At 48.1% G+C, this 26948-nt stretch carries 23 protein-coding genes; 6 read left to right on the forward strand and 17 right to left on the reverse strand.

From position 1 onward, the window contains the following. Positions 1-439: 439 nt before the first annotated feature. The 17 genes from PKOR_RS13420 to PKOR_RS13500 all read right to left on the reverse strand — a co-directional run bounded on the left by PKOR_RS13420 (position 440) and on the right by PKOR_RS13500 (position 22527). Positions 440-1681: a glycosyl hydrolase gene (locus tag PKOR_RS13420; RefSeq protein ID WP_235336350.1), complete on the reverse strand. Its 1242-nt coding sequence runs from the start codon at positions 1679-1681 to the stop codon at positions 440-442. 12 nt (positions 1682-1693) lie between these two features. Next, a complete protein-coding gene (locus PKOR_RS13425) occupies positions 1694-2533 on the reverse strand; it encodes a glycosyltransferase family 2 protein (RefSeq protein ID WP_046311395.1) in 840 nt (279 codons plus the stop codon). A gap of 14 nt (positions 2534-2547) precedes the next feature. Then, the gene (locus PKOR_RS13430) at positions 2548-3795 is read right to left on the reverse strand and encodes a glycosyltransferase family 4 protein (RefSeq protein ID WP_046311396.1); all 1248 of its coding nucleotides are present in this window, start codon (positions 3793-3795) and stop codon (positions 2548-2550) included. A gap of 7 nt (positions 3796-3802) precedes the next feature. Then, positions 3803-4738, reverse strand: coding sequence for a hypothetical protein (locus PKOR_RS13435; protein ID WP_046311397.1), 936 nt, complete (start codon positions 4736-4738; stop codon positions 3803-3805). Positions 4739-4800: 62 nt separating this feature from the next. After that, entirely contained in the window at positions 4801-6102 is a 1302-nt protein-coding gene (locus tag PKOR_RS13440) for an O-antigen ligase family protein (RefSeq protein ID WP_046311399.1), read from the reverse strand. 14 nt (positions 6103-6116) lie between these two features. After that, positions 6117-7319, reverse strand: a complete 1203-nt coding sequence (locus PKOR_RS13445; protein ID WP_046311401.1) for a glycosyltransferase family 4 protein — start codon at positions 7317-7319, stop codon at positions 6117-6119. Between the two features lie 43 nt (positions 7320-7362). Beyond that, the gene (locus tag PKOR_RS13450; RefSeq protein ID WP_046311403.1) at positions 7363-8889 is read right to left on the reverse strand and encodes a lipopolysaccharide biosynthesis protein; all 1527 of its coding nucleotides are present in this window, start codon (positions 8887-8889) and stop codon (positions 7363-7365) included. Positions 8890-8965: 76 nt separating this feature from the next. Continuing rightward, positions 8966-11338, reverse strand: a complete 2373-nt coding sequence (locus tag PKOR_RS13455) for a GumC family protein (RefSeq protein WP_046311405.1) — start codon at positions 11336-11338, stop codon at positions 8966-8968. 2 nt (positions 11339-11340) lie between these two features. Further along, positions 11341-12108: a polysaccharide biosynthesis/export family protein gene (locus tag PKOR_RS13460; protein WP_046311407.1), complete on the reverse strand. Its 768-nt coding sequence runs from the start codon at positions 12106-12108 to the stop codon at positions 11341-11343. 343 nt (positions 12109-12451) lie between these two features. Next, positions 12452-12664 carry a hypothetical protein gene (locus PKOR_RS13465; protein WP_046311409.1) on the reverse strand — a complete coding sequence of 71 codons (213 nt, stop codon included), beginning with the start codon at positions 12662-12664 and terminating at the stop codon, positions 12452-12454. 284 nt (positions 12665-12948) lie between these two features. Then, positions 12949-14247: a sensor histidine kinase gene (locus PKOR_RS13470; protein WP_046311411.1), complete on the reverse strand. Its 1299-nt coding sequence runs from the start codon at positions 14245-14247 to the stop codon at positions 12949-12951. Beyond that, entirely contained in the window at positions 14231-15607 is a 1377-nt protein-coding gene (locus tag PKOR_RS13475) for a sigma-54-dependent transcriptional regulator (RefSeq protein WP_046311413.1), read from the reverse strand. Before PKOR_RS13475 ends, PKOR_RS13470 begins: the two co-directional genes overlap by 17 nt. 401 nt (positions 15608-16008) lie before the next feature. After that, positions 16009-17190, reverse strand: coding sequence for an ABC transporter permease (locus PKOR_RS13480; protein ID WP_046311415.1), 1182 nt, complete (start codon positions 17188-17190; stop codon positions 16009-16011). Further along, positions 17187-18428 carry an ABC transporter permease gene (locus PKOR_RS13485; RefSeq protein ID WP_046311417.1) on the reverse strand — a complete coding sequence of 414 codons (1242 nt, stop codon included), beginning with the start codon at positions 18426-18428 and terminating at the stop codon, positions 17187-17189. The genes PKOR_RS13480 and PKOR_RS13485 overlap by 4 nt, the downstream gene beginning before the upstream one ends. 2 nt (positions 18429-18430) lie before the next feature. Further along, positions 18431-19132, reverse strand: a complete 702-nt coding sequence (locus PKOR_RS13490) for an ABC transporter ATP-binding protein (RefSeq protein ID WP_046311419.1) — start codon at positions 19130-19132, stop codon at positions 18431-18433. A 473-nt stretch (positions 19133-19605) separates the two neighbouring features. Then, positions 19606-21144 (reverse strand): TolC family protein, encoded by a 1539-nt coding sequence (locus PKOR_RS13495; RefSeq protein ID WP_084694797.1) that lies wholly within the window; start codon positions 21142-21144, stop codon positions 19606-19608. A gap of 138 nt (positions 21145-21282) precedes the next feature. Continuing rightward, positions 21283-22527 carry an efflux RND transporter periplasmic adaptor subunit gene (locus PKOR_RS13500; RefSeq protein ID WP_046311421.1) on the reverse strand — a complete coding sequence of 415 codons (1245 nt, stop codon included), beginning with the start codon at positions 22525-22527 and terminating at the stop codon, positions 21283-21285. Positions 22528-22910: 383 nt separating this feature from the next. Here PKOR_RS13500 and PKOR_RS24760 point away from each other — a divergent pair, with 383 nt between their 5' ends. The 6 genes from PKOR_RS24760 to PKOR_RS13520 all read left to right on the forward strand — a co-directional run bounded on the left by PKOR_RS24760 (position 22911) and on the right by PKOR_RS13520 (position 26910). After that, the gene (locus PKOR_RS24760) at positions 22911-23150 is read left to right on the forward strand and encodes a hypothetical protein (protein ID WP_148561690.1); all 240 of its coding nucleotides are present in this window, start codon (positions 22911-22913) and stop codon (positions 23148-23150) included. Continuing rightward, a complete protein-coding gene (locus tag PKOR_RS13505; RefSeq protein WP_046311423.1) occupies positions 23113-23565 on the forward strand; it encodes a hypothetical protein in 453 nt (150 codons plus the stop codon). Before PKOR_RS24760 ends, PKOR_RS13505 begins: the two co-directional genes overlap by 38 nt. A 64-nt stretch (positions 23566-23629) precedes the next feature. Next, a complete protein-coding gene (locus tag PKOR_RS13510) occupies positions 23630-24313 on the forward strand; it encodes a 2'-5' RNA ligase family protein (RefSeq protein ID WP_046311425.1) in 684 nt (227 codons plus the stop codon). A gap of 372 nt (positions 24314-24685) precedes the next feature. Continuing rightward, positions 24686-24826, forward strand: a complete 141-nt coding sequence (locus PKOR_RS25070) for a hypothetical protein (protein WP_158453776.1) — start codon at positions 24686-24688, stop codon at positions 24824-24826. Positions 24827-24935: 109 nt separating this feature from the next. Next, a complete protein-coding gene (locus tag PKOR_RS25845) occupies positions 24936-25067 on the forward strand; it encodes a Rossmann-fold NAD(P)-binding domain-containing protein (RefSeq protein ID WP_262501766.1) in 132 nt (43 codons plus the stop codon). Between the two features lie 67 nt (positions 25068-25134). Further along, positions 25135-26910: an aminopeptidase P family protein gene (locus PKOR_RS13520; RefSeq protein ID WP_046311426.1), complete on the forward strand. Its 1776-nt coding sequence runs from the start codon at positions 25135-25137 to the stop codon at positions 26908-26910. The last annotated feature ends 38 nt before the right edge of the window (positions 26911-26948 follow it).

The following is a 26948-nucleotide window of genomic DNA, read 5'->3' on the forward strand; positions in this document are numbered from 1 at the left end:
AAATTTTTTCTAATCATAACCTTTGTTGAAAAAAACATAAAAAAAATATCTTGATGTTAGAATATTAATATAGATAAAGCATGTTTTTGGAGATAAAAATGCCGAATATGATCAGTAAAAGTATATTTTGAAAGGTTACAGTAAATAAGGTTGTATAAAAATAGTTATAGGCGTGATTTTGCCTATAAATGTGCTATATAGGAAATTTTAGCCAAGAAATTATCGATCTACTTGTTTGTTAGAGGAGAGTGCAGGAAGATGATGTAGATAGTAATATTATGAGTTATATATATTTAGATGATTGAATTCTTGTGAAGGTTTTAATTTGTACTTTTCAAGTGTGGAATATTTCCACACTTATGCTGAAGCAAGAACAAAAAGTGCTTTTATAGCTTGTAGAGGGATGTGCTAATTCCACAATGTGTGGAGTTGGGCTATGTTATAAGTGGGATAGGGGACCTATTTTGATCCTGTTAGATCGCAATTTTTCTTGCCAGAGGTCGTATTCTGTTGCCTCTAAGTCCTTGGTCACGCTGTCAGGGAGTATGTGGTTCGCATATTCTGCAGCGGCGGCGAATGTGCTGTCGTAAACTTCGTTACGCCACGTTCGGTCCTTGCCAAGCACAGCAAGAGTATTGTGGTGCATGCTGTTGTCAAAGGTGTTACTCATCTTGTAGTAGTCTTTGGCCCAAATACCACTCGTCCAGAAGTGATAGGGCTTGCCACTAGGAAACCGTGCTGCTACAACTGCCCGGTTATGATGCATTTCAATGTTGTTGCCCCCCGCTATGCCCAGGCAGTAGTTGCCTAGCCCCACCAGATGGTTCTCGTACACCTTTACATAGGCTGTTGCCCTGAGTGAGTCGGTGCCGGGGGAGTCTGCTATTATGCCTCCTCCAGAATACTCTTCAAGGTGAAGGGGGTAAGGGAAAGCTCCCTGAATGTAATTGTTGTGGATACGGATAGGGGACTGAGGCGTACCTCTGGAGTTATAAATGTTGATGTTATCCTCTACGGCAGATACACCTGGCTGATTTATCACCTCATTCCAGGCTATCTCTGCATGAGGTACCTCGCCGCGGTAGTTAAACTGTACAAACTGCACACGGTCTTTCCCGCTGTAAACCTGTCCGTTGATGTTAAGTGCCTTGTTGTAACGTATCTTTATGGTCTGCTCTGGACTTCCGTTACCAGTATACTCTACGCCAAGGTAGATGCCTGCTGTCTCTTCCATATAGCAATGCTCTACCACTACATTACTAAAAACATCTACTGCAAGAAAGCGGCGAGGCTTCATGTAGTCAGTGTATGGAGTGGGGCGGAGGCCATAACCTTCCGTATTGCGCACAGTTATATTAGCTCCATAGCCCTGGCTGCGGATTAGAAAGCCAGCCCCTCTTATTTTCGAATTTTCAATTATTACCGGCTCTTTTGTGCGAACATCCACCGCTGCTACGTCTGAGTCTTTAGACTCCCAATTGCCTGAGTAGGTGCCACCTTTGGTAATAATGAGAGGGCCTTCGTAATCAGGTGCCGCAGCCTTGGGTGAGAAGTTCAGCTCTCGCATCAGGCTTGCAATGGCCAAAAACAAAAGAATGGCAGCCGCAAAAGCAAAAAGCCACCCTCTGCCACTTAGCAGCGAATGGCTGCGATGGCGGAAGGTGGCTTCTATGCTCCTCACGTTTTGCTGCATCTATTTCAGCATATAGCCAAAAATACGACGGGCGTAACCATTGGCCAGGTAGTATGGAATATAAGGAGTTGGGCAGTTCTTTAATGTAAATCGGGTAAAATCGCGAAGATTACCACCGCCTTTGATATCAAAAAGGTGCTTGTAGAAGTTAGCCAGCGATTTGCTCTGGCGGTTTTGGCGCTCACCACTCTCTTCCGGGTAAGTATAAAGCTTAGCATCGTAATTGACGTACAGCTCAAACCCGTTGCGCAAGGCTGTGTGGGTAAAGTCGTAGTCTGCCACATAGTGCGGGAATCTATCCTGATCCAGGAGGCCGATCTTTTCAAAGACGGCGCGAGGTATAAGCAGACCGCGGCCCGGCAACTGAGATACAGCATGCAGCCCTACCTGTTTCTCTTTAGGCAGCTCATGCAGCAGGTGACGCACTTTATTTAGCTTGAAATCTACTATCTCGCCTCCAAAGGCTGGCTCACGGGTACCGGCATCCATTTCCAATGCACCAATAATGGCATTTGGCTTCTGGGCCATCCATTTATAAGTGTTCTCAATGTAGCCTTCGGCTACTTCCAGGTCGTTGTTCAGCGTCATCACATAATCAGCTCCCTGTTGTAAGGCGTGTTTGATGCCCATATTCACACTGGCTGTCCAGAATAGGTTGCCGTCTCCGAAGAGAACTTCTACTTCCGGAAACTCTTCGCGCAGCATCTCTGCGGTGCCATCGGTGGAGCCATCGTCCACTACAATTACTTTAAAGTTTTGGTTGGTGCCTCGCTTGAGTGACAGCAGGCACTCTTTGGTGAAGTTCTTTCTATTAAAAACAGGTATAACAATGTATAGCATATGTGTTAAAGGCTCTAATGTTGAACAGTTAGTTCGGCAGGCTGGACCTGGCTATACTTACTGTAAAACTCGTTTATGTGTTGTGTCTTTACTGTCCAGGTCTGAGACTTGGAGAACTTGTAGCCGGAAACGCCCATTTTGCGGCGCAGCAGCGGTTGGTCGTACAGTTTCTCTACGGCAGCAGCAATAGCGTTTGCTGTTTGATCTGGGGTAGAAACAGGTACTTTTATACCTGCTTCATCCGGCACCAGGTTCTGAGCACCGTGCAGGTCCAGGGTCACGATAGGCAGGCCATAAGCCATTGCCTCCAAAAGCTGGGCAGCACTGGAGTCGCGGAGGCTGCAGAACAGGAACAAATCACTTTGCGTGTAGGCACGCTTTACCTCGTCCCAAGGTACCTGGCCTTTCCAGCTTACCTTCCCGTGTAGTTTATACTCGTCTATCCAGCGTGGTACAAAGTCATGCATAGGGCCATCGCCTAAAATAGTCAGCTCAAACTTTACGTCCGGCCTTACTTTGCTAAGTGCCGCCAATACCAGCGGTAGTCCCTTTCTTGCAAACAAACGACCTACCCATAAGATCTTCATGGTTTCGTCTGGAATGCGCTCCGGGTATGCCTCCGGGTAAAAATCCTCCGGCAGGCTAGTGTCTAGGAACATCTTTGGGTTAAGTGCCCCGATGCGCTGTGCCATGTCGTAAGTGTCCTGGTTGGTGGTAAGCACCAGTGAGGCGTGTTGCATGGCTTTGCGGGCGTTAGGGTTGAAAACCAGTAGCGCTTCACTGATAATCTTGCGTAAAACCTCCATTTTCCACCCGCTGTAGAAATACTTCTTAAGCGCTCGTGGGGCTTCCTGGCCACCGCCTGTCGGGCCAAAGATCAGAGGCTTGTTCAAGCGCCACAACGCTGTTCCCATTTGTAAGCTGCCTATGGTAACGTGGTGCACCAGGTCAAAGTTGATCTTCTCATCCAGCTCCTTTGCCTTTTGGTAGGCTCGGTGCTGCCAGTACATATAGTGTGGGTAAAAGCCCAAGTGGTACTCAAACAGCTTGTCTATCCAAGCCGGAAGCTCAACAAAAATAATATGCAGGTTGGGCAGGGCCAGTTTCTCTACTTCCTTTTCTATACTTTCGCGGCCTTCCACGGTAGTCAGGCACCATACTTCATGACCAAGCTTGGCTGTACTCAGTGCCCAGTTCCAACCGTTGCCCAGTTCGGTGCCCCGGTAGGGCTCGCAGGCATATGCAGATAAAAGTAATTTCATAGGCTCATTAAAGACTAAAGCTGAATAAAGCTTTGAGTTTGGCGCTCGCTTTGTCGCGCATCATTTTGTTAAAGTTGCGGCGGTCCGACTCCACATCGCGGATGACGAACGTAGGGTGGCGCAGCGGGAAGTCAATTTCCTCTTCGTGTACTTTGGCCTTTTTGTCGTGCAGGTTAAAGGTATGGGTGGCGTCCTCTCCAAAGCCGATGTTTCGTACCAGGTTCACCTCAGGCACAATGCAGAGGCCGGAGTTACTGTATACTGTAAACTCCCACTGGTAGTCCCACACATCGCCTTTCTGAATGTTGGTAAACGTCTCCTCTAGCTTACTCAGCCTGTACTTCTCCTCAAACTTGTTCAGGAATATACCATTGAGGTAGCCTTTGTTCTTTAGTTCCGGATAGTTAGCCAGGTTGAAGTCGTAGAGCTGCCAGGCACGGCGCCAGGTTGCCCATCCCCAGCTGTTCACTTTGTCTGAGAAATAGTAGGAGTAGTCAGAGTCGCGACGCCAGCCATCTAAGTAGTTGTTGCCACTGATGTGCATGATACGGGTGTCCTGCTTATACTTATCCAACAGCTCCTGGCAGAACCAGAAAAAGCTCTTTGATGGGATGCAGTCGTCCTCTAGTATAATCCCTGTCTCCTCATGCTCGAAAAGCCAGGAGATGGAGCGGGAAGGAGCTACACCGCAGCCAAGGTTCTGTTCCTGAAAGAGTGTTTTTACTTCACAGTCCCAGTCTACCTGCTCTACAATGCGGCGGGTTTCGGCGCATCGCTCGGCATCAGTGCCTACGTGTGGGCGAGGGCCGTCGGCGGCAACGTAAAGCTTTTTAGGCTTTACCTGCCGAATGCGTTCAAATACTTTTTGTGTCGTATGTGCGCGGTTAAATATAATCAGCAACACCGGAGTGTGCAGTGGTTCTTGCGGTAAAGAAGTACTCATACAAGTGATAAGGGTTTTGGTATATACTTGTACTGCTATTCTGATAAGAAGTTTTGGATGATTTAAAGAGTTTGCAGCTCTTGTTTCCGATCCAGGCGCCGGGCCTTCATCCGCATACCTGATTCCCTAACAAAGGTTGAATAGGTTACTTTTTCCATCTCTATGGCAGCAATAGCCCAGCCTAGAACGCCATAGAAGAAAACAGGCAGTACATAAGAGATACCGAAGATGAAGCCACTGCTAACAAAAGCCACCAATATGATTTGGTTAATAGTAAGCACCCGCTGGCGTATTGCCTTCACGATTGGGTATAGGCCTATGAGCAGGTATAATAAAAAACCTATTAAACCGGTGTAGAAGAAGATCTCTACATAAAAGCTGTGGAAGTGATGCCCGTTGCCATCCTCGAACACCGGAGCATCAATATCATCGCGGTAAAACTGAATAGGCAGCTCAAATCCTTCAAAGCGCATGCCCAGCAGAAAGTTATCCTGGATAAAAGGCAAGTATGAGAGCCACTGCTGGTAACGCCATCCGCCAGTGCCTTGGCTCTCAAAGTTCTCAATGTCCGAGAAGCTCTCCTGTACCTTGTCTATAATCTCGGGGTGTATAGAAAGTATAAAACCACTGGCAATAATGGCCAGAACACCCACAATGGTACCTATTGGTAGCAGCTTTGTCAGGAAATTGATTGGTTTATCTGTTTTAAGCCGGATCAGTAAGTAATAAACTACCAGTACAAAGGCCGTTGATATCCAGACGGTACGGTGCTGGAAAAAGAAAATGGCAAACAGCACAAAGAAAGACCAGAACAGGCTCATGAACTTGCCATTGTAGAAATAGTTGCTCAGGAAGTACAGAAAAGGTACGACGAGCATGTATACTGAAGTGGAGTAAACCCCGCGCTCATGGTTGGTAAACGCTGATACGCTTAAAGTATGTGGGTTTACAAGCAGCACGTTTAGCCAGAAGCCTGCAAGTATAAACCACACAATGTGCTTCATGTTGAGGTGGTAGTTGCCCTTATAAAAAGTATACACAAAGAAGCTGTAGGCAAAGATGAGTACCTTCACGAACACGTGTGGGTACACCATAAAAGAGCCATAGAAGTACTTTGATTCAAATGCAAGCGCCCCTACATAAAGCATGAGAAGGAAAAATGCGAACTTCATATAGTTCGACATCCGCTTAAAGAACAGGCAGCAGTAAAGTATGGAGACCCCTGCCATGCCCTTCACGATCATGTTTAGCAGGGCACCTTGTCCCATCTCGTCATTAGGGCTTGCCAGTTCTATAAACATCTGGTCCATGATTAGGATCAGGGCCAAGGGTATAGCAAATAGAAAAGAGTAGTTCAGTTTCATGCAGTGGTTTCTGTTTAGGCTCCCACAATAGCGCTTTTATATTTCTTCGTACTGCTGCGCTTCGGTGTTAAAGGCTTTCCCAGTACTTGCGCATAATAGTCCAGGTGCTGTTGCACAATCACTTCTTCCGAGTAGTTATCACGGGCAAAGGCATAGGCCTGCTTTACAAGCTCATTGCGCAACCGCTCGTCTTCTACTAGTTTCAAAACACAATCAGCAATGGCAGCAGGTGAGTTGATGTCGCAGAGCAAGCCGGCTTTACCGCCGTTGAGTAGGGTAGGCACATAGCCGCTCTTACTGCCGCCAATAACTGGCGTGTGCGATACCATGGCCTCTAGCAGAACCATTCCAAAGGACTCTTCCCGTGCAGGGTGCAGCAGTGCTTTGGCGTGGCTAATCTCATGCAGTACCACATCAAAAGGTTGTACACCTAAGAACTTTACACCATCCTCCAGAGCATGCTCCCGTGCGTACTGCTGCGCCTCGCCGTCAGGCTCCATACCAGCACCCAACAGGTGGTACTCTAGCTTAGGGTGCTTCTGGCGTACCATTGCAAAGGCATGAAGTGCCGTGCTGATGTTTTTGCGGTGCGAAAAGCCCATGGAGACGGAGGTAATATAATTCCCCTTCTGCTCGGGCTGCTGCAGGCTTTCCTCCAGCTCTGAAGTATAGAAGTTATTAATGATCTTGGTTTTCCTTCTGGTGCCTCTGTCCAGCATGTTATAAGTATAGCTGGAGTTAGCAATAAGATGCTTGGCCTTGGAAACTACAATGTAATTGATGGCCCAGCGTACCAACCGGAACATATCTCGGTGCTGCAGCAGTATCTGAAGTGCCACATCGTGCAGGCTTACCACTGTAGGGATACCTGTTCTGAGGGCCGCCCATGAATATTCATAAGACCAAAAGGCACTCATTAAGTCTGCCGGATGGCTCTCTATAAGCTTTTGTAGCTCCTTCACTTCAAACAAAAAGAAGCGACGGCCTGGCTGAGGGCGCTGTGGCGCAATACATACCTTTAGGTGCTTGCCCTCTATCACCATGGATTCTTTTATATGAGGAGAGTTAGTATAAGCAACAACGTCATAGCCACGGTGCAGTAAGGCGTTGATAAAATGTGTAGGCAGTGGAAATGAATTCGTTTCCGGGAAATCCTGTCCTTTTAACTCCCAATCCAACAATCTCAGGTCTATTGGTCCGCAAACTCCTATGGTCATAATTGTAAATGATTTCTGTTACTTACGAAGAAGTTGCTTTGAGCTATGCTTCTTTTAGAATGTGAACTTTATACTTCTGTATAATACGGCTGATGGGACTGTCACCATTGCCGCTCATGCCCATTTTGTTAAACACCATTTGCAACTCAGCTCGCAGCAGCTTGTGCGGGAAGAGCAGGGTTAACACTAGCAACAGTACACCTCCTGTTAAAGCTTGCGCTGCAAAAGTGATTGCAACCGGAGTATCTGCACTGCGCAGAAGTGAACTTACCAGGTAAATGCCGCCGGCTACCAGCACACCATTTAATACACCCGGAAGGTATATAGACAGCTGCTGCCGGTAAGACAGCTCCAATACTCTATGCATTACCCGTTGGTACATCGCCATGCGTACCAGTTCACCGATCAAAACGGCAAAGGCAAATCCTACTAATCCAAACTCTCGGAGCAGGTAGAACAAGCCTCCTATCACAAGTATAAACACGACATTAAGTACGATCTTGATGTTTAATACGGCCTTAGCGTCGCAAACGATACCAGCAAACATGGTGATGAAGCTCAGGGCGATGCCTATGCTCAGCACTTGCAGCACGGGTACTGACTCTCCCCATTGCTCGCCCAGTACAATTCTTACCAGTTCGGGCGCAGCTACCGAAATGCCGAAGCAAGCCGGTATCACAATAGCCGCCAACAATGTTATACTTGATAAGTAGATCCTGCCCAGCTTCTGAATATCGTTTTGAATCTTACTGAAGCTAGGGAATACCACCTTAGTAAAAGTGCGCGTGAGCATATACATAGGCAGGTTTACCAGCATGTAAGCGCGGTTGTACAAACCCAGCTTATACGAACCCAGTACGCGACCAATAAGTATAGTGCCGAATTCCTGGCTCAAGAACTCCAGAAGGCTAATGAACGACATGCGGCTGCCATAACTGAACAGGGGCTTGTAAGGCGCCAGATTAAGCTGTGGCACCACGCTGTGTCGCACGGCTGCATAAGCGCCTATGGCAGATAAAGTCGCCTGCAGCAGAGTAGCATAGATCAAGCTCCAAACGCCGAAGTCGAGATAGGCGAGTACAATGCCTGCCCCAAGGTAGGAGATAACATAAGCCGCCATTTCTATAATGCTGATAAGCTTGAACCGCATGTCACGCTCCAGCAGGCTAAGCGAAGTAACAGATACGCCACTGATTAGAAACGACAGGGCCATAACCTGCACAATGGGCGTAACATCAGGATTCCCGAAAAAGTCGGCGGCGAAAGGTGCTAATAGCCAGGTAATCCCTGTAAACAGCAGGCCAAGTACGAGTGAGGCTGTAAAAGCTGCCCGTATATGCTGTGGCTCCAGCTCCTCTTTCTGCACAAGAGCCTTCGTTAGCCCCATGTTAGCAAAGTAGCTGCCAAAGCGAAGAATAACGCTTGATATTGCCACCAAACCGAAAGCCTCTGGTGCCAATAGGCGAGCCATGGCCGAAGTATAGCCAATCTGCATAACTGCGTTGGCAATGGTGGAGGCCGATCCCCACTTCAGGCCGCTTACAGCTTTGGAGGCTAAATTTTTACTCATTTGTAATACTGTGATATAGTAGCAAACAGGGTGCAGCTAAGGCAACTGCACCCTGCTGTTATGTTGGGCAAAGGCTTTATACGTAGTAATACTTAGCTTTTTTCTTATAGCCGTACTCGTAGGTCTTGTCGTAATTCAGGTCGTTGATGATCATGTAAATGTCCTTGACCTTTTTGCTGTTGTACAGCTCATTTATCTGAGCGAGCATGTCCTTGTTGGTATACTTGTGCTTCACGACGTACAGGTTCACGTCCATGTGACGCATCAGCACGAAGTATTCTGATACATAGCCAATAGGAGGGGTATCAATCACAACGTAGTCATACTGATCCTTAAGCATGGTAAGCAATTGCTGCATCTTAGGTAGCTCCAGCAGGTGCAGGGCGTTATCCGGGATAGGACCACAAGGAATGATGTCCAGGTTTTCCATCGTAGTCTTTTGCACCACCTCTTCCAGCGGCAGCCCCTGTGTCAGGAAAGAGGAAAGTCCTACAGACTCTGCTACCGGGAAATACTTGCTGAAGGTAGGCTTGCGCATATCCGATTCGATCAGAACCACACGCTTACCCGACATGGCCATCTCTGAGCTAAGGTTAACAGAGCAGAAAGTCTTACCCTCACCAGAGATGGAGGAAGTCACACCAATAACTTTAAAGTTAGAGTCGGCCATCAGGTACTGCAGGTTAATTCGTATCGACCTGAATGATTCGGCAATGGCTGAACGCTGGTTGTTCATTACAGCTAGCTTATCAGACTTAGAGCCATGCGCCACCACACCCAGGAATGGAATGTTGGTGATGTTGCCGAGGTCGTTTTTACCCTGAATGGTATTGTCTACATTAGACATTAACACGATAAAACCTGCTGGTATAGCCAAACCAATGATCAACGCGAGCAGGTAAATCATTTTTGGCTTCACGTTTACAGGGGTAGTACCGACCATTGAAGCTTGATCCACAATCTTTTTGTCTGTGGCATTAGTTGCCAGGGCAATAGCTGCCTCTGCTCGTTTTTCCAGCAAGAAGTCATACTTCTTGTCTATGAACTCAGACTGGCTCTGCAGGTCCATCAGCTTACGCTCGTTCTCAGGCAGTGAGGCCAAGGTTGACTCAATTTTGCCAATGCGCTCATTTACATTTGCAATGGAAATATCCGCAGATTCAATCAGGTTTTGCAGGTTAGCCTCTATAGAGGTGCGTGTACTGTTTATCTCGCTCTCAATTTTACGCAACATCGGGTTGTCCTCTGTCGCGTTAGTTCTGTAACCAGCTTTTTTCTGGTTTAGCTCTGCGAGCTGCAAAAACAGGTTGTTCAGAATAGGGCTCTGGATGCCAGCCACCGTTGGCGATACTGATTGTGCAATGCCATTGCCATTCTTTACCTGATCCAGAATATTAGCATAGTAGGTTCTGTCCGTATTCAGGCGAGCGCGCTCAGCCTCCAACTGCGACAGCTTCTCATAACTGATGTTAGATTGCACATTGATGTTAGCAATACGGTTATTAGAGCGGAAAGAAGACAAAGCCTGCTTGCTTTGGCGCAGTGAATCAGAAAGTGTAGCTAGCTGGCTATCAATAAACTCCAGCGTCTTCAAACCGTTCTGGTTCTTTTCTTTCAGGTCGTTTGCTACATACTCTGCCATCAATGTGTTCAGGAAAGCTACTTGCTTATCAGGTATGCTGCCTTTGGTTTTCAGCACAAGTACACGAGCCTCGCGGTCTATTGGGGCAATCTCTAAAGAAGACTGTTGCTGTTTTACCAGATTTTCGAGGCTGTTGATGACAAAGAAGTATGCTTTACCCGGCTGTGGGTCCTCCACATCGGCGCGCTGCAGCGTGAAGCTCATGTTTTCATCCTGGTAGGCCTCACCAAACCGGAGTGTCTTCTTGAAGTTTACAACAGGTATAGAACCTACAGTTGCGTTGGAGCGGAAATCATAACGAGGAACGTTCTCTGCCTCTATAGCCAGCTCATAAGTGTTTTTATCCAACAGGCGCACTTTGATAGGGATATCTACCAACTGCAGCCGGCTCGTGTCCAGCTCTACCTCGTAAGGAGCGGTTTTATACTGCTCTTCTACCACAAGGTCTGTTACTTTATTTAGCCAGTGGTCAGTTACTTTATAATAGGCCACTGTGAAGTTGAGTTTCTGCAGTGCCTGCTTTACCATTTCTGCAGAGTACAGCAAACCTATCTCATCCTCTACTTTTATGCCTCTACTCTGAACATCCAACACCTCCAGCAGCTCCTGTGCCTTTTTAGAACCGGTTTGCTGGTCGCCAAGCAGAAGCGTAGACTGGAATTGGAAAATTCGTGGAGAGCTCTTTACATACACATAACCTGCCGCAAGCGCCAAAACGGCAGATACAGCAAACAAATACCACTTAGACTTAAATTTAAATAGCCAGCTCTTTAAGTCTATTTCATGCTCCTGTTTATTTTTCTTCATCGTTATTTAAACAAATTGTACAACAATGCCCCTGTAGAAATTACCCCCAGCACAGCGTTCCAAACTATCAGGTTATCACGCTTAAGCTGTGTTCCTAGTGGCTCGACATAAACAACGTCGTTGGGCATCAGGTAATAGTATTGAGATTGTACGAGGTTCGGGTCTTTGAGGTCTAGCAAGACGATTTCAGTTTGGCCATCCTTCTTCTGACGAATGATTTTTACATTTTCTCTGTCCGCTGATTGTGTTAGGTCACCGGCCATACTTAAGCCTTCCAGCAGGTTAGCCCGTTCGTTATAAATGTAGAAATGCCCAGGGTTACGAACTTCTCCTATGACACTGATTCTGAAGCTAATAAGTTTAACAACCACGGTTGCGTCCGTAATATAACGGTCCAGGTTGCGCTGCACCAACTCCTGTGTTTGGGAGGTTGTGAGGCCCTCTACCTTTAGCTTACCAACCGTAGGTAGGTTGATAAAGCCTTCGTTATCGATAGCATAGCCGCTCAGGTACATAGTGCCTGGATCAGACATGCCAAAGGCATTGTTAGGGTTGGTGATGTTAAATAAATTGGACATATCCGGGTCTACGCTCAGTACCTTTATAGATAGCACATCGTTAGACTGGAGTTTATATGCTGTCAACCTTGTCTGGAAATCAGTAGGGACGTTTTCTTTAAGATTAGAATTCTGCAGGTATACAAGTTCTTTTTTCGACATGCAGGAGCTAACACATAGCAACAGCAAGAGAAAGTAAACTATGTTTCTCATAATAAAGGGTTAAGGGTGAACTCACAGGGCTGCAGGGAAAATGTGCAACTGTAAGTAAATAAAATAAGGGTTTAAGTTTTAAGCTTACCTTACCGGCAGTCCGGTTTTGCCATATATACTTCTACTTGCATAAAAGGATACTGAATCGGTGCAAAATTTTGGTTATTTAACAGGTAGCTTGTAATAAGTGTAGATGAAGGTTGGCAGAGTGCAAGTGCGGGAGGCGCTAAGCAACCTTCTTAGAGTAGGGAGGGGGTAAAACAAAAAACCATTTTCAAAGCTGCTTAACAGAAGCTCTGAAAATGGTTTGCTTAGGTTAAATTGTAGTATTACCTACAGGCGATTATTCAATCCATTTGGTGCGCCTTTTAGTACTAGGCTGCCTGCGTTGCTGCTGCACTCTAATCGAGTCCTTCGGATGACGTACAAGTTGTTGAGCAAAGCCATCGACATGCTCTACAATACCGCCCTTTAATCTCCAACCCTGTGGCAGGAAACCTGCCACTTCCGATGCCAGCCCTTCCAGGTCCGGCGCTATCACAATATTGTACTCCATAATTACTTTGGCTAAAAGTATAGGTACAATGTATAAAGAATATCTATAGGTTGTATCGGCGCGCTACGAAAATGGTAACAAAAAGGTTATTTTCTTTCTAGATTAATTATTTGGGTCGGAAAAGTTTAATTGATGCTGCTGTAGATGACTGTTTTGATAGCAATAATGCTATTTTGGAATTATGAATAAGAAAGGCTTCTGTTGTACATAATAACCTGACTATAGGCTAAACAAGTATGCGGAGACTAGGGGAGGTGGCTATTAATGAATACTAGTTCCAAAGCCTAAAATTTGATTGTGAAGGTGGTTTGCTCGGTGCTGCCTGAGCTGAGGGAAAAGCCGAAACCGTGGTTCACGAGAATATCCCGCACCATCGTAAGCCCAATTCCCTGGCCGTTTGCTTTAGTAGTATAAAACGGAGTAAACAGATGCGCCTGCACATGCTCCGGAATACCTCCCCCGGAGTCTGTTATGCAAAGCTGAGGGGGAGAAGAGGAGGTAGACAACTGGATTTCGCCATCTTTACCAATAGCTTCCATGGCGTTTTTAAGAATATTAAGCAGCACCTGCTCTAGCTGCTGCGCATCAAGCAGCACTACTAGGGGTTGAGGTGTTAACTGCCACTGTATGCTGATATTGCGCTTTTGCAGTTCTGGCTCCAACAGGCGGTGCAAGTTCTGGAGAAGCGCATGAACATCGATAGGTGTTTTTTTGGGTTCAGGTAAACGCACTACCTCAGCAAAATTGGCCATGAAGCGGCTTAGGTTTGTGTTACGCTGCGTAGCTACCTGTAGCACGTGCTCAAAATCCTCCCGGTCGTCTGGCTGTAGTTGATTTGCATAATAGCCTAAAGAGCCAAGTATAGAGTTGATGGCGCCTGTAGTGTTGTTCACCTCATGCGACATTACCCGAATCACTTTTTCATACGCCTGACGCTCGTTCTGAAGTATAGCTTCCGTCAGTTCCTCTATCAATATGAAGTAATGCTGAAAGCCACGGTCCAGAAAGTGAGCGCGGTGGCAGCGGTAGGTCCAGATGCCGTTAATACGAAACGTGGTAGACTGGCCGGTTGCCAGATCTTTTAGTTCCCTAGCCCATACTTCTGGCAACTGGCTTACGTGCTCACCAGTTAGTGTACCGGCCTGCTGCCCTAAAAAGCGCTCTGCTGCCGGATTTATACTTTCCACCTGGTTATCAAAGCCCAACAGAATTATACCGGCAGGAGAGGCTTGGATAAGCTTGTCGAGCAGGAAGTGTTTTTCTGCCTGTGCCACACGTTCCTGCCTCAGTTGGTCTATCATGCGGTTATAAACATTTACCAGCTCGTCCAGGTCCTGCTGCCCCACAGCCATAAATTTGGTAGAGAAGTCTTTGTCTTTGATGGATTCTATGCCGGCACGTATGAGCGTGAGCGGCTTGAAGAAAGACCGGTAGAGGTGAATGGTGGTATAGGCTGAAGCCAAAACAAGCAGTTCCATACCCAGAAACAGGTACTTGTTCTGCTGCAGTACAAACCAGGCCAGTGCCAACAGCAAGCCATGTATAAACACGGCGAAAAGTATAAACTTAGTCCGCAGTGTCATACGGGATGTTAAACTTATCTAGGCGGCGGTAGAGGGCGGCACGGCTAAGGCCCAGGGCTCTGGCTACTTTGCTGATGTTGTTGTGGTAAAAATCCATGGACTTGCGAATCATAGAGGCTTCCATTTCCTCTAAGGTCATCGTGCCCACGGCTGGTAGGGATTTGTCGCCGGGCTTAGCAGGGCTTTGCTGTGCCTGCGCCTGAAAGTCTTCGGCCTGCAGCACGTCGCGCTCTGCCACTAAAACGGTACGCTCCACCAGGTTCTTCAACTCCCGGATGTTGCCAGGCAAAGGCAGCTCTTTCAGCCACTGCAGTGCCCGCTGGCTTACCTCCAGTTCTGGATGGTTGTAGGTTTTTTTAAGGTTGTTGACGAAGTACTGCACCAGCAACGGCACATCCTCCTCCCGCTCGCGCAGGGCAGGCAGTTTTACCTTTATCAGGTTGATTCTGTAGTATAAGTCTTCCCGGAACTTGCCTTCCTCTACCAGCTTCGCCAAGTCTTTGTTAGTGGCGCATACTACCCTAATATCTAGCTTGCGGGAGCGGCTGTCGCCTAGTACCTCGTACGTGCGGTCCTGCAGCACTCGCAGTAGTTTAACTTGGCTATTAAGGTCCAGTTCGCCAATCTCATCCAGAAAAATGGTGCCTTTGTTGGCCATTTCAAACCGACCTACACGATCAGACTTGGCATCGGTAAAGGCTCCCCGCTTGTGGCCAAACATCTCACTCTCAAAAAGGGTGGAGGAGATACCGCCCAGGTTCACTTTTACAAAGGGCTGGCTCTTGCGTAGGCTGTTCCGGTGCACGGCCTCGGCGATCAGTTCTTTGCCGGTGCCGCTTTCGCCTTCAATCAGTACGGAGGCATCGGTAGGAGCAATCTGACCTATTTTTTTAAGGATCTGCAGCAGCTGTGGGTTTTGCCCGATGATGTTGCCTAAATCGTACTGCTGGTCTAGCTTTTTGCGGGTAAGGGCATCGCCGGAATCAGTAGTTTTGGAAAGGCTTAGTGCTGTTCGTACGGCTTGCAGCAGGTACTCATTGCTCCAGGGCTTGGTGATGAAGTCGGCAGCACCCAAACGCATTCCTTCTACAGCCAGGCTAATGGAGCCCCAGCCGGTAATAAGTATAACCGGCTGCTTTGGGTATAAGCTTTTGAATTTATCCAATAGGTTCAACCCATCATGACCTGTGGTGTCGATGGAGAAATTCATGTCCATGATAACCAGTTCCAAAGAAAACTGCTCCGCCACCTGCAGGGCTTGCTGCGGGTTGGCAGCTTCCTTGGTTTTAAATCCGTTTTGCTTGAGCAGCAGGCTCAAAGATGCACGTACGGCAATATCATCGTCGATTATCAGAATCATGGTTGGGGTTTAGAAGTAATAAAGATAAGGTTTTAGAGTATAAATTGATAGAGCTTATGTTTTATGGATTCTTCTATACTTTTTAGCTGCAGCTTCCTTCGTTTTGAACCAAGCTATCTTCATTAGCTGCTGTTCATCCTCGGCTCTAAGACTTGCTTGTTTCATCTCTAGCTTTAGTGCGCTCAAGGCCGCGAGGTCCAAGGACTGGGATCAAATACGATAGCCACCGCTGACAGGGCTTCAGCAGAGTTCCCCTGCCTGGAGGGGTTAGGGGTGGGTTCACCTGATTAACTAATGCTACAGCAGTTATATTCTGGGAGTGGCAGTTACGGGCTTACCTTTTTAGACAATGAAGGACCAGAGTTACAGTCTCCCCTCAGCTAAGGAGGGGAGACTGCAGACTACTCCTCATGGAGGGCCACGGCGGGATGTATGGCTGCTGCTTGACGGCTAGGGTAGAAGGCGCAGATGGTGGTAATCAGATAGATAATGGCCACTGCACTTAGCAGCGCTATGAAATATACTTCAGACTCTACCTGGAACACCTGCAGCAGCGGGAACTGCACGGCAAAGAACACACCCAACAGCAATCCAAACGTAGCCAGCACGAGCACCTCTCCAATAAACTGCCAGTATATCTGGCTGGAAGCTGCTCCCAAAGCTCTGCGGAGGCCAATTTCCCCATTGCGGCGGCTGATGTTGTGCCACAGCACCCCAAACAGGCCCAGGGCCACATTAAAGATCAGGAAGCCGCATACCAGGCCCAGTGCGATCATGGGTACTAGCGTAAGCTTGGACTTGCTCTGGCGCATTTTCTCCAACGTGGATACCTCCAGTGTCCAGTCTTTGGTAATGCCGGAAATATCACGCACCATTTTCTCTTCGAAGTCTACGCCTGTGCCAGGTTTTACCCGGATCAGAAGCTCATTCCAGAAGGAGTCCTTTTTGTCCTGTAAGTTGATGCGGCTAAAATAAGCCGGCTCTTCTGCTGCAAACTCGCTGTAGGCGCGGTAATGGTCCACTACGCCTACCACCTGATAGTTTACCGAGTCATTTCTGGGGATGAGTTTCCCTAGCGCTTCCTCTCCGCCAAACAGTTGCTCCTGCAATGCTTTGTTGATGACAATGGGCTGATGGTGGGAAGCATCATCTACCGGTCCAAACCAGCGCCCCTGGCTTAGTTGTAGTTGCAAAACGTCCTTAAAATCATCCTCGGCATCGTATGTGTCGGCCATAAGCTCTTTTACATTGCCGTACGATAGGATGTCCCTCATCTGGCTGAAGGCAAAAGGGGCATTGCTGGCGCTAAGGGAGGCGGACTGTACCTCCGGATAAGCACGCACCCGTTGTAGTACCTGCTCCAGGTTTTGGTGGTTTAGCGTAGTAGAGTCGTTGTTGGGGCGCATGGTCAGCATCCATACGTTTTCATGCTCAAAGCCTAAGGGTTTTGTGTAGTTGCGCACATTGTACACCACCAGACTCAGCACCCCGAACAGTACCAGAAAGCAAAAGAAAATTTCGGTGATCAGCAGGAAGTTGCTTTTCTTCCGGTTCCAGATTAGTTTAAAGAGATGGCATATCATTTTGTACCTCCTTTCAGCGCCTCGACGGCATGTAAACGTGACATTCTAAAAGCCGGGTATACCCCGGAAAGCAGACCAAACACAAGGCAGAGCAGCAGGCCAATGGCAAAAACACGTATGTTTAGCCCCAGATCTGCATAAACTATAATACCGCTGTCGTTTATGAGCTCCAGTACCGCTGCCGAGATTGCAAAACCCAGCAGGCCGCCGAGCAGCGTCAGGAAAATGTTCTCGATAACAAACTGACCGATGATGGCGGAAGTAGTGGCTCCGAAGGCCTTGCGTACCCCAATTTCTGAAGAGCGCTCCATAATACGGCTGATGTTGATGTTTACCAGATTGATAGTAGGGAGCAACATGAACAAGAAGGTAGCAACAGCCAGTATACCATACAGCAGGCCTACAGCTGCTTTTTTACCGTCACCTAAAAATGTTCGGGTAAAGCTCTCCAGCACGGTTTCGGGGAAGGAGTAAAGCTTCGTGCCTTTGGTTGGCTGCTGTCGCTCTACCTCCTGTAGCATGGCGGCATACTCTGTTTTTATTTTAGGAACGTCATCAGAAGCTTTTGCTTTGATAGTGGCAAAGTAGGTGCCGTGCAGCTGAGGCTTGTTGAAGTCCTGGCTTTTAAGCGTAATAGGCACCCACACATCGGCGTAAGAATGCAGTCGCAGCACCGGCACGTCTTCCACAACGCCTACTACTTTATACTTTACCTGGTCAACCTCAATGTAGTGCCCCACGGCCTCTCCTGTGCCAAAGTATTGTTTGCGGGTGTTTTCGTTGATCACAGCTACGCGGTTTGCACTCTGCACATCCTGCTGGCTATAGGCATTGCCTTCCAGAAAATTGAAGTCAAGGATGTCCCAGAACTCCTGGTCTGTATACTTGATTTCGAGCGACAGTTTGCGGTTGTTGATATAACTGTTAACCTGAGCAGGCATCGAGTTGATGGATACTTTCTCAGGAGTTTGCAGTGTACGCACGTTGCGGCTGAGGAAGTGGTAGCTGACAGGGCCGCTTCTGGTATGGCCGTCTTCCACTGATTCACGCATCATGTTCACGAACAGCAGGCGGTCTGTGTCCCGCTCTGGCATCTGCGGGCCAAATACATGGTCGTAGAGTGAGGTAGCCACCATAAGCACCATCAACGTGAAGCTGATGCCGAAGAGGCTGATGAAGGTGAAGAACTTGCGTCGCAAGAGCACCTTCCAGGCTATTTTTATATAGTTCTTCAGCACGGCTATACTTGCTGTAGGTTGGCGAACACCTTCGCATCAGATACCTGCTGTCCATCAAAGAAGCGCACCAGGCGCTCGGTTTTCTGGGCCATGTTCTCATCATGGGTCACCATTACGATGGTGGTGCCCTCAGTCTGGTTCAGGGTCAGGAGGATGTTCATGATCTCTTCACCCATTACCGAGTCGAGGTTACCGGTTGGTTCGTCGGCCAGTATGATCTGTGGAAGTCCAATCAGGGCGCGGGCAATGGCTACACGCTGGCGCTGACCCCCGGATAGCTGCGTAGGGTGGTGTTTAGTGCGGGCGCTGAGGCCTACTTTCTCTAAAGCTGACTTGGCCCGTTTGGTTCGCTCAGAGGCGGATATGCCATTACGGTAAAGGAGAGGCAGTTCCACGTTGTCCAGCACGCTCAAATCGTTTACAAGGTGGTAGCTCTGGAAAACGAAGCCTATCTTCTCGTTACGGATGTGCGCCAGTTCTTTGTCTTTGTAGCTCGTGATGAGCTGCCCATCTATCTCTACAGATCCTTTCGTAGGCACATCCAGCAGGCCCATGATGTTGAGTAGTGTAGATTTGCCGCAGCCCGATGGTCCCATAATGGAGAGGAATTCGCCTTTTGGAACCCGCAGGTTCACGTTCTGCAGGGCCACCGTCTCGATAGACTTGGTTTGGTAGACCTTTTCGATGTTTGTTAGCGTGATCATAGTTTTTGAGTCTAAGTCTTTTAGTGTTGATTATTTCTTGGTGATGTCTCTGTTTTGATTTTAGCGTATTTCGTTGCTCCTGCTGGCCAAAGTCTACAGACATGTGTCCTATAAATCTAGTCGAGTTTATTCCTCAATTAGCTCAGCATCCTTCTTGTAATTTTGTAGCTGTAGCTCTTCATAACTTGATGTAAGCTATCCTTTCTAGCTGCAGTTCATCCATAGCTTTACTTCCCATGCGCTGCATCTTTTACTTTGGAGCGCTCAAGCCCGCGAGGGCTCTTCCTCGGGTATCGCGCTGTGTTCCCTCCTGCGCCAAGGCGCTCAACCCAAGGACTGGGGTAAGGTTCGATAGCCCAGCCTTTGCTAACTCCCCCCTTCGAAGGGGCACAGGGGGTGGTATCGTTCCCGAAAATTCCCCTCCTCGGAAGGGTTAGGTTCTTCTGAACAGCTAAAATTACAGCGCTTATGATTTAGAAGCGGCAGCTACAAATTTCCCCACTAGGCCAGGAGTGGTTGTAGTTTAGTATCACACCTCCTCCTCCTGTCTCTGCCACAATTGGCTCCTGTTTTTCAAAGTCATAAAGCGTAAGTTGTCTTAAAGTATAAAAAGCTTCCCAGAACTTGCTGAGCGAGGTGATGTAGGCGCGGCGAGCCTGGTCTTTTTCGGCTAAGGCAATGTTCAAATCCGTAATGCTGATGCGACCGATCAGAAAGGTGCTTTTGGCTATCTCGTAACGCTCTGAGGCAATGGCATCGGCTTCAGCGGTAGTTCTGATGCGGCTCTTCAGGGTGTTATACTGGTTCACCTGTGTCATCACAGCCTGCTCAAAGTTGGTCTCTTCTTGGCTAATAGTATATTCTTCCAGCTGTTGGTTTAGCTGAGCTACTTTGGTTACAGAGCGCTGCCGACCCCAGTCCAGGAGCGGCATGGTAAAGCCGATGCGGGCGCGCTGTTGGTTGTCAGGGCGGTTGTAAATGTCGCTCAGGTCCAGCCCCTGTTTAGTAAGGCCGAAGGTGGCAAATATGCTGGCGTTGAAACCGTTGTCGCCGCGGGCTTTGGCTACCAGGCTCTGTGCCTCCAGTATCCTGCGCCTGAAGTTTATACTTTCTTTGCGGTTCTTTCTTGCCTCAGCAAGAGCTAAAGCTGTAGCTACGGTTGTTTTGGGTATATTTTCCGGCACGTGCAGGTTGAAGGGGTTGCTGTCCTTCAGGCCAATATAGTTGCGTAGGGCTAGTGCCGCAGTCTGCTCATCCAGGTTCGCCTGGGCCAGCGCCAGATCAGAATTCAATACTGCCAGGCGCAGCTGCAGCAGGTCGTTTTTAGACAGGCGACCGAGCTTGTATTTCTCCTGTGCCACCTGGTATAGTGTGTCGTTATTGGCCAGGTTCTTAGCTGCTATACTTTGGTTTACCTGGGCCAGCAGCAAATCAAAGTATAAATTAGTTGCTTTCACGGCAATCTCCTCGCGCTCCTCCACATACTGGCGCTGCGACTCCTCGTAGCGTAGCGGCTCTATCTTCTTGTTCCAGCTCAGAGCGTTATAAGCAAACAGCGGTTGCTCCAATCCAATGATGGCGGGATTGCCGTTGTAGCGGGTCTGGTCCCGGTCAAAGTCGTCGAAGCGCTGCATAAGCGAAGTAACGAAGAGCTTGCCCCCGGTTGGGCTGATAACCTGGCTCAGTGTAAGGCCAAGATCAGTATTGTTGATGGATACAGGCTTAAATTCGATAGTGCCATCAGGTTGTGTTACCGGGTTGATGGTGCGGCTGAAATTGGGCAGCGTACCCTCCAGGCTGAGCTGTGGTCTGTACTCTGATTTAACGCTGCGCCACTTCCAGTAGCTGTTTTCTCGGCTGGTCTCCACCTGTAGCGCCTCTGCCGACTGCGACTGCGCCAAAGCAATCACCTCCTGCAGGCTTAGTTGCCGTGGGGCAGGCTGTGCTATACTTTGGCCACAGTGCAGGGCAAACAGTACAAACAACAAACAATATGGGTAATGCTTTTTCATAGTTCTGCTTTGTGTATCAAGATGTTCGTATCAAGTAGCACGACATGTTGAGGTGTAAATCAGCGGTTCTGGACTTTTGGCTTGCAAACCCGAAAGAGCGAAATTGTGCTGTGGGAGTCATGATACCTAATTCAAGTTTTACCTCAACCGCACCTTTTTCACGTGCTCATAATCCTTCATGTCAGTGATCACGATCACCTCACCGGACTCTACACCGTTTTCCAATTCCACAAAATCTATATTGCTTAAGCCGATTTTGGTAGGCACCTGTACCAGCTCATCCTCGCGCAGCACAAACACTTTATCCGGTGAGCCGCTGTTGAAGTAGGGGCCGTTTTTCACGCGCAGGGTACTGTTCTTGCTGGCAGTCCTCACAAACAGGTCCACGCGCAGGCTGGGGCGCAGGAGTTTGTGGCTTTTCTCTTCCAGGGCGACATAGAAGGTAACAGTGCCGTTTTTTACAGAAGGCTCTATGGCCACAATGCTGCCTTTCAAGTCCGTGCCGTTAATGCGGGCGATGGCTTCGCCGCCTACGTGCAGCTGATCGGCAAAAGCATCTGAGATACTGGCCTGCACCCTGAAGCTGCTCAGGTCGGCCAGGCGGGCGATTACCTCACCGGCGTTCACGCTGCTGCCTATCTCGTTTTTGACCCAGGTTACCACACCAGGGTGAGTAGCGCGAACCTCGGCCTGCTGCATCTTGCGCTCCAGTTCTTCCATAGAGCGGCCGTTCATGGCCAAGGTATACCCCAGCTCCTGCACATCGGCTTTAAGCAGTCTGCGCTCACTTTCGATATCGCGCTCCAGTTGCGCTAGTTCCTGCTGTTCTATGCTCAGCTTAAGTTCTGCCTGTTTTACCTGCTCCTGTGTGCCTCCACCAATCTTGAGGAGGTACTGCTCGTCCTCCAGTTGTGCCTGCAGGCTTTTCACGTTCATGCGCTTAATGACTAATTGCGACTCCAGGCTGTTCAGCTTTTTCTCCAGCTGCAGGCGCATCTGCACGCTCTTGTGCTGGTTCAGCTGCTGCTCGTCTTTCAATTTATCGTAGGCAAGTTGGGTAAAAGAGCGGTCGAGGAGTAGTACCTGATCGCCGGGCTGCACCTGCTCGCCTGTGCTGCGCACCACCTGCTCAATGCGTGCCTGTATAGGGCTGGTGATAGCCTGCTCATGCTCCGGCACCACCACGCCGGAGGCACTTAGCGTTGCCACCACCGGCCCGCGCTCTACCACGGCCGTGCGTATCTCGCTGCGATTAATGCCAGGTGCCAGCAAACTCCTGAACCCAAAGATGGCCGCCAGCACCAAAGCTGCGGCTATACTTAGTTGCCAGATGCGCTTGCGGCGGCTGGCTTGTTTGGCAGATGCTGATAGTTCACGATCCATAGTTTTAATGCTTATGCTCGTGTCTATATAGCCAATTTAGGTGCCAGTTATGTAAACCCTTGATTTATAGAGTTTTGTGTTGTAAGATGATGGTTTTGAGGCTATTGGAAGTGTTCAGTATTGAACAGTTTGTTCGGTTTTGGTAGGATTTTAGAAAGATTTTTAATAACTAGATATATAGGTTGTAACTTATATATCTAGTTACAATTGACAAGGAATAAGAACTACTGAAGAAGTAGTGTAGACTTCAATCGACAATGTATCAAAATAGGATAGTTTTGCTTTTAGATATTTTAGGATTTTAAAAGATAATAGGAGATACTGTTAGCAAGGATAAAGAAGTCCCTGAAAAAGTAGAATTCCTTATAGAAGCATTAAGGGGAATGAAAGAGGTTGTTTCTCGTATGTCTAAAGAAACGACCAAAGTTGTAACGCAGTTTTCAGATGCTATTGTCGTATCTTTTATAGAGAAAGATGTTAAAGAAATTCCCCAGTTCTTGAGTGATACCCATCGCTTAGTAGCCACCCTTGCTAATAAGAATATGTTATGTCGAGGGGCGATCTCCTATGGCTTACTGTACCACGATGAAGATTTTAGGACCTGCTCTTGTGGATGCATATAAAACTGAAACAGAGGCTGCCATTTATCCAAGGGTTATTCTAGATAAAACCGTTATTGATAAAATGAAGGAGACCTACTCCTTTAACAGGCTAGATAGTTATCGAGCGGTTAGATTTGATGGCACAATAGACTCCTACTTAATTATGGATTCTGATGACAAGCTTTATATTGACTACTTTGCTAGAGCGGGATACTATTTCGAAGAAGAAAAACTGGTCAGCTACTATTCTACGCTACGGAAACAGATTATAAATGGCTTGAAGTACAAGTCACCTAGAATCAAGGCTAAGTATAGTTGGATGAAAAACAAGTTTAACAATGTTCCAAAGGCGCTTGAACAAATAGATGTTAAGGAAGAGCTATTCTACAAAAGGCCAGACATCCTAAAAATTAAAGAGCAGTTTAAAGAAATATAAGATGCAGTTTATAGTGTGGCAGCTAGAGTAAGATACAAAGTAAGCCTTAGTAAAATCAACTTCAATGAACCTAACGGAGCACTACAACACCCTCTACAAAGCCTCTAAAGAGAAAATCCTCTCCGGCAATTGCGAAACTGATCCGCTGTTGGATTCAGCTTCCGACAACCGTCTAGGTATCACCCTTCTGCTTCGCCCTGACAGCCAGGTGCAGAATAACATCCAGGCCTTTCTCAGTGACTTAAAGGCCATTGATCCTGCACAGTATTACTACCCGAACTCGGACATACATGTAACGGTGATGTCTATTATATCCTGTTACAGCGGCTTTGATTTGGCGCAAATCTCTGTGCCGGAGTATGTGGAGCTGGTCAGGAAGAGCATACCTGCACAAGTCAGCATCAGGATTAAGTTTAGGGGTATCACGGCTTCTCCATCCACCGTGATGGTGCAGGGCTTTATGGAAGATGACACCTTAAATGAGCTGCGAAACAACCTGCGGGTAAACTTCAGGAATTCTGCACTGGAACAGAGCATCGACAAACGCTACGCCATACAAACGGCTCATACTACGGTAGTTCGGTTTCGGCAGGAGATTACTCAGGTGCAGGAATACGTAAAGGTGCTGGAAAAATACCGGGAGCATGACTTTGGCACTTTCACGGCAGATGAGTTGGTGTTAGTATATAACGATTGGTACCAGAGAAGAGCGCATGTGCAGGATTTGCACAGGTTTAAGTTTGGTTGAACAAGAACCTTTAAATAAAGGTCAATCCTAAGAACAATCTAAAAGCATAGAATGCTGATCGGAGCTAAAGACTTTTCCGGTTTTTCAGGGAGGCGACTTGTGAAATCCGGTGCCCGTTAGGGCAGCGCCTTGGCGCAGGAAGGAACACAGTGCCGAGTGGGAAAACGCGTCCTCGCGGACGTGGAGCGCACAAACAGAAGCTATGGAAAAGGCCGCTAGTGAAGCCGAGGATGAACCACCACTACTCCAACTCAGGCTTAAAGTACATGCACAGCTTCCGTGTTATAGCAGAAGTTTTCTATATTCAGAAGCTAAACCTCATATTACCTGATGAAATGAAAATTTATACTCCTCTTCGCCCTTTGTTTCTGTATGGCAAGTCAGTTGGTTGCACAGGACCCGCTGCTGGTAAACGTATACAACCGCAAAACCACCTCGCTCAACGGCGCCTGGCACTACATCAACGCAGGCGGAAGTATATTACCTCTGGTATACTTTCAGAAGATCCTATAGCTACGGGAACAGTGCTGAGCACAATCAACAGTGCTGTAAATGGCTTTGTGATCGAAGCAGCCGGCGAGCTGATTCGGCAGAGTATTCGCACGTGGTTAGCCCGGGCATAGTGGAAGACTCGATGGAGGCAATTGGCAGTTACTTCCCGGGACATAATCCAGTATCGATGGAGCGGGTGGTAAACGGTTACTTGAAAAGCGTGGAAGGCATCTGCACCGGAGAGGTGATAAAGGTGTATTAAAAGGTGCTTCCCAAGCATTTCTCCCCATCTTTCCTTAATTTGCCTCAAACCGAAAATTACATTTTACATGACCTACAAAGAAAGATTAGCAGCCATCCGAAGCCAAATGAAAGGTGAGGGCGTGAGTGCCTACATCATTCCATCGGCAGATCCACATATAAGTGAGTATGTTCCAGACAGGTATAAGTGCATTGAGTTTGCCTCTGGCTTTACCGGTTCGGCAGGAACTCTCGTGATTACCGAGGACACAGCTCACCTTTGGACGGATGCACGCTACTTTGTGCAGGCTAATGAGCAATTGGAAGGTACAGGTTTTGAGTTGGCAAAGCTTCTGGTGCAGAATTCCCCGGAGTACATTGATTGGCTTGCCGAGCACTTGCCGGAAGGTGCCACAGTAGCCTTCGATGGCAAACTGATCTCAGTGGCCTTGGCGCAGTTGCTGGAGTCGCAGTTAACGCCTATTGGTTTTAAAATAAACAGCGACCGCGATTACCTGGAGCCAATTTGGCAAAACAGACCTGACCTGCCTACTGAGCCGGCCTTTCTGCTGGGTGAGGAAGTAGTGGGAGAGTCCTTGCAAAGTAAGCTGGAGCGTGTGCGCAAGGCCCTGAAAAAGCATAGAGCAGACTACCACCTGATCTCATCGCTGGACGATATGGCCTGGCTCTTTAACATGCGCGGTTCTGATGTTAAGTGCAACCCTGTAGTGCTGAGCTTCGCCCTTATCAGCCAGGACAAAGCCATGCTCTTTATTGATACAACCAAACTGACGGAAGAAGACCAGCAGAAGCTGAAAGCCGCAGGAGTAGAGCTGGAGACCTATGATATGATCGAAAGAGCTGTTTGTGCCATGCCTGGAGACAGCATTCTGATAGACCCACGCCGCAACTGCTATGCGCTGTTTAAGGAGCTGCCGAAAGAGGTGCGCGTGGTGCAGGATACTAACCCAACCACATTCTTCAAAGCTGTGAAGAACGAAGTAGAGGTGGAGCATACCCGTAAAACCATGATTAAAGACGGTGTGGCGCTGACCCGCTTCTTTAAGTGGCTGGAGGAAAACATCGGCAAGACCAGAATCACAGAGCTGACGGTGGTGGAGAAAGTGCGCGAGTTCCGTGCCCAGCAGGAGGGTTTTGTTGGCGAAAGCTTTGACACCATATCTGGTTACAAGGCACACGGGGCCCTGCCGCACTACCGCGTTACACCAGAAAGTGATATCGAGCTGCAGCCAGACGGTCTGTTCCTGTTAGATTCGGGCGGGCAGTATACTTCCGGAACCACCGATATTACCCGTGTTGTATCGCTGGGTAACCTGACAGAGGAGGAAAGTATAGACTATACTTTGGTGCTGAAAGGCATGATCGATGGGTCTACAGCCCGCTACCCGAAAGGCTCTAAGGGTTACCAAATAGATGCCATCTCGCGCAAACCCCTTTGGGACTATGCACGCAACTATGGCCATGGTACTGGTCATGGTGTTGGTTTCTTCCTGAACGTGCACGAAGGCCCGCATGTGCTCAACCCGACACCAACCGCTGTTAATTTGGAACTGGGCATGATCTCCTCAGTAGAACCTGGTTTGTACCGCACCGGCAAGCACGGCATCCGCATAGAGAACCTGGTGCTCACCGTGCAGGACGAGACAAACGAGTTTGGCGAATTCTATACTTTCGAGCACCTGACCCTGGCCCTGATCGATACCACTCAGGTTAAGAAGGAGCTGCTAGAGGCGCATCAGATCAAATGGCTGAACGAGTATCATCAGCAGGTAGTTGAGAAACTCGGCCCACACCTGAGCGAGGATGAACTGGCCTGGCTGAAGGAGAAAGCAAAGCCGATTTAGATGAAGTAACATCATAGACTGGCTTGATCAACTCAAGC

Source organism: Pontibacter korlensis (assembly GCF_000973725.1).
Taxonomy (GTDB): Bacteria; Bacteroidota; Bacteroidia; order Cytophagales; family Hymenobacteraceae; genus Pontibacter; species Pontibacter korlensis.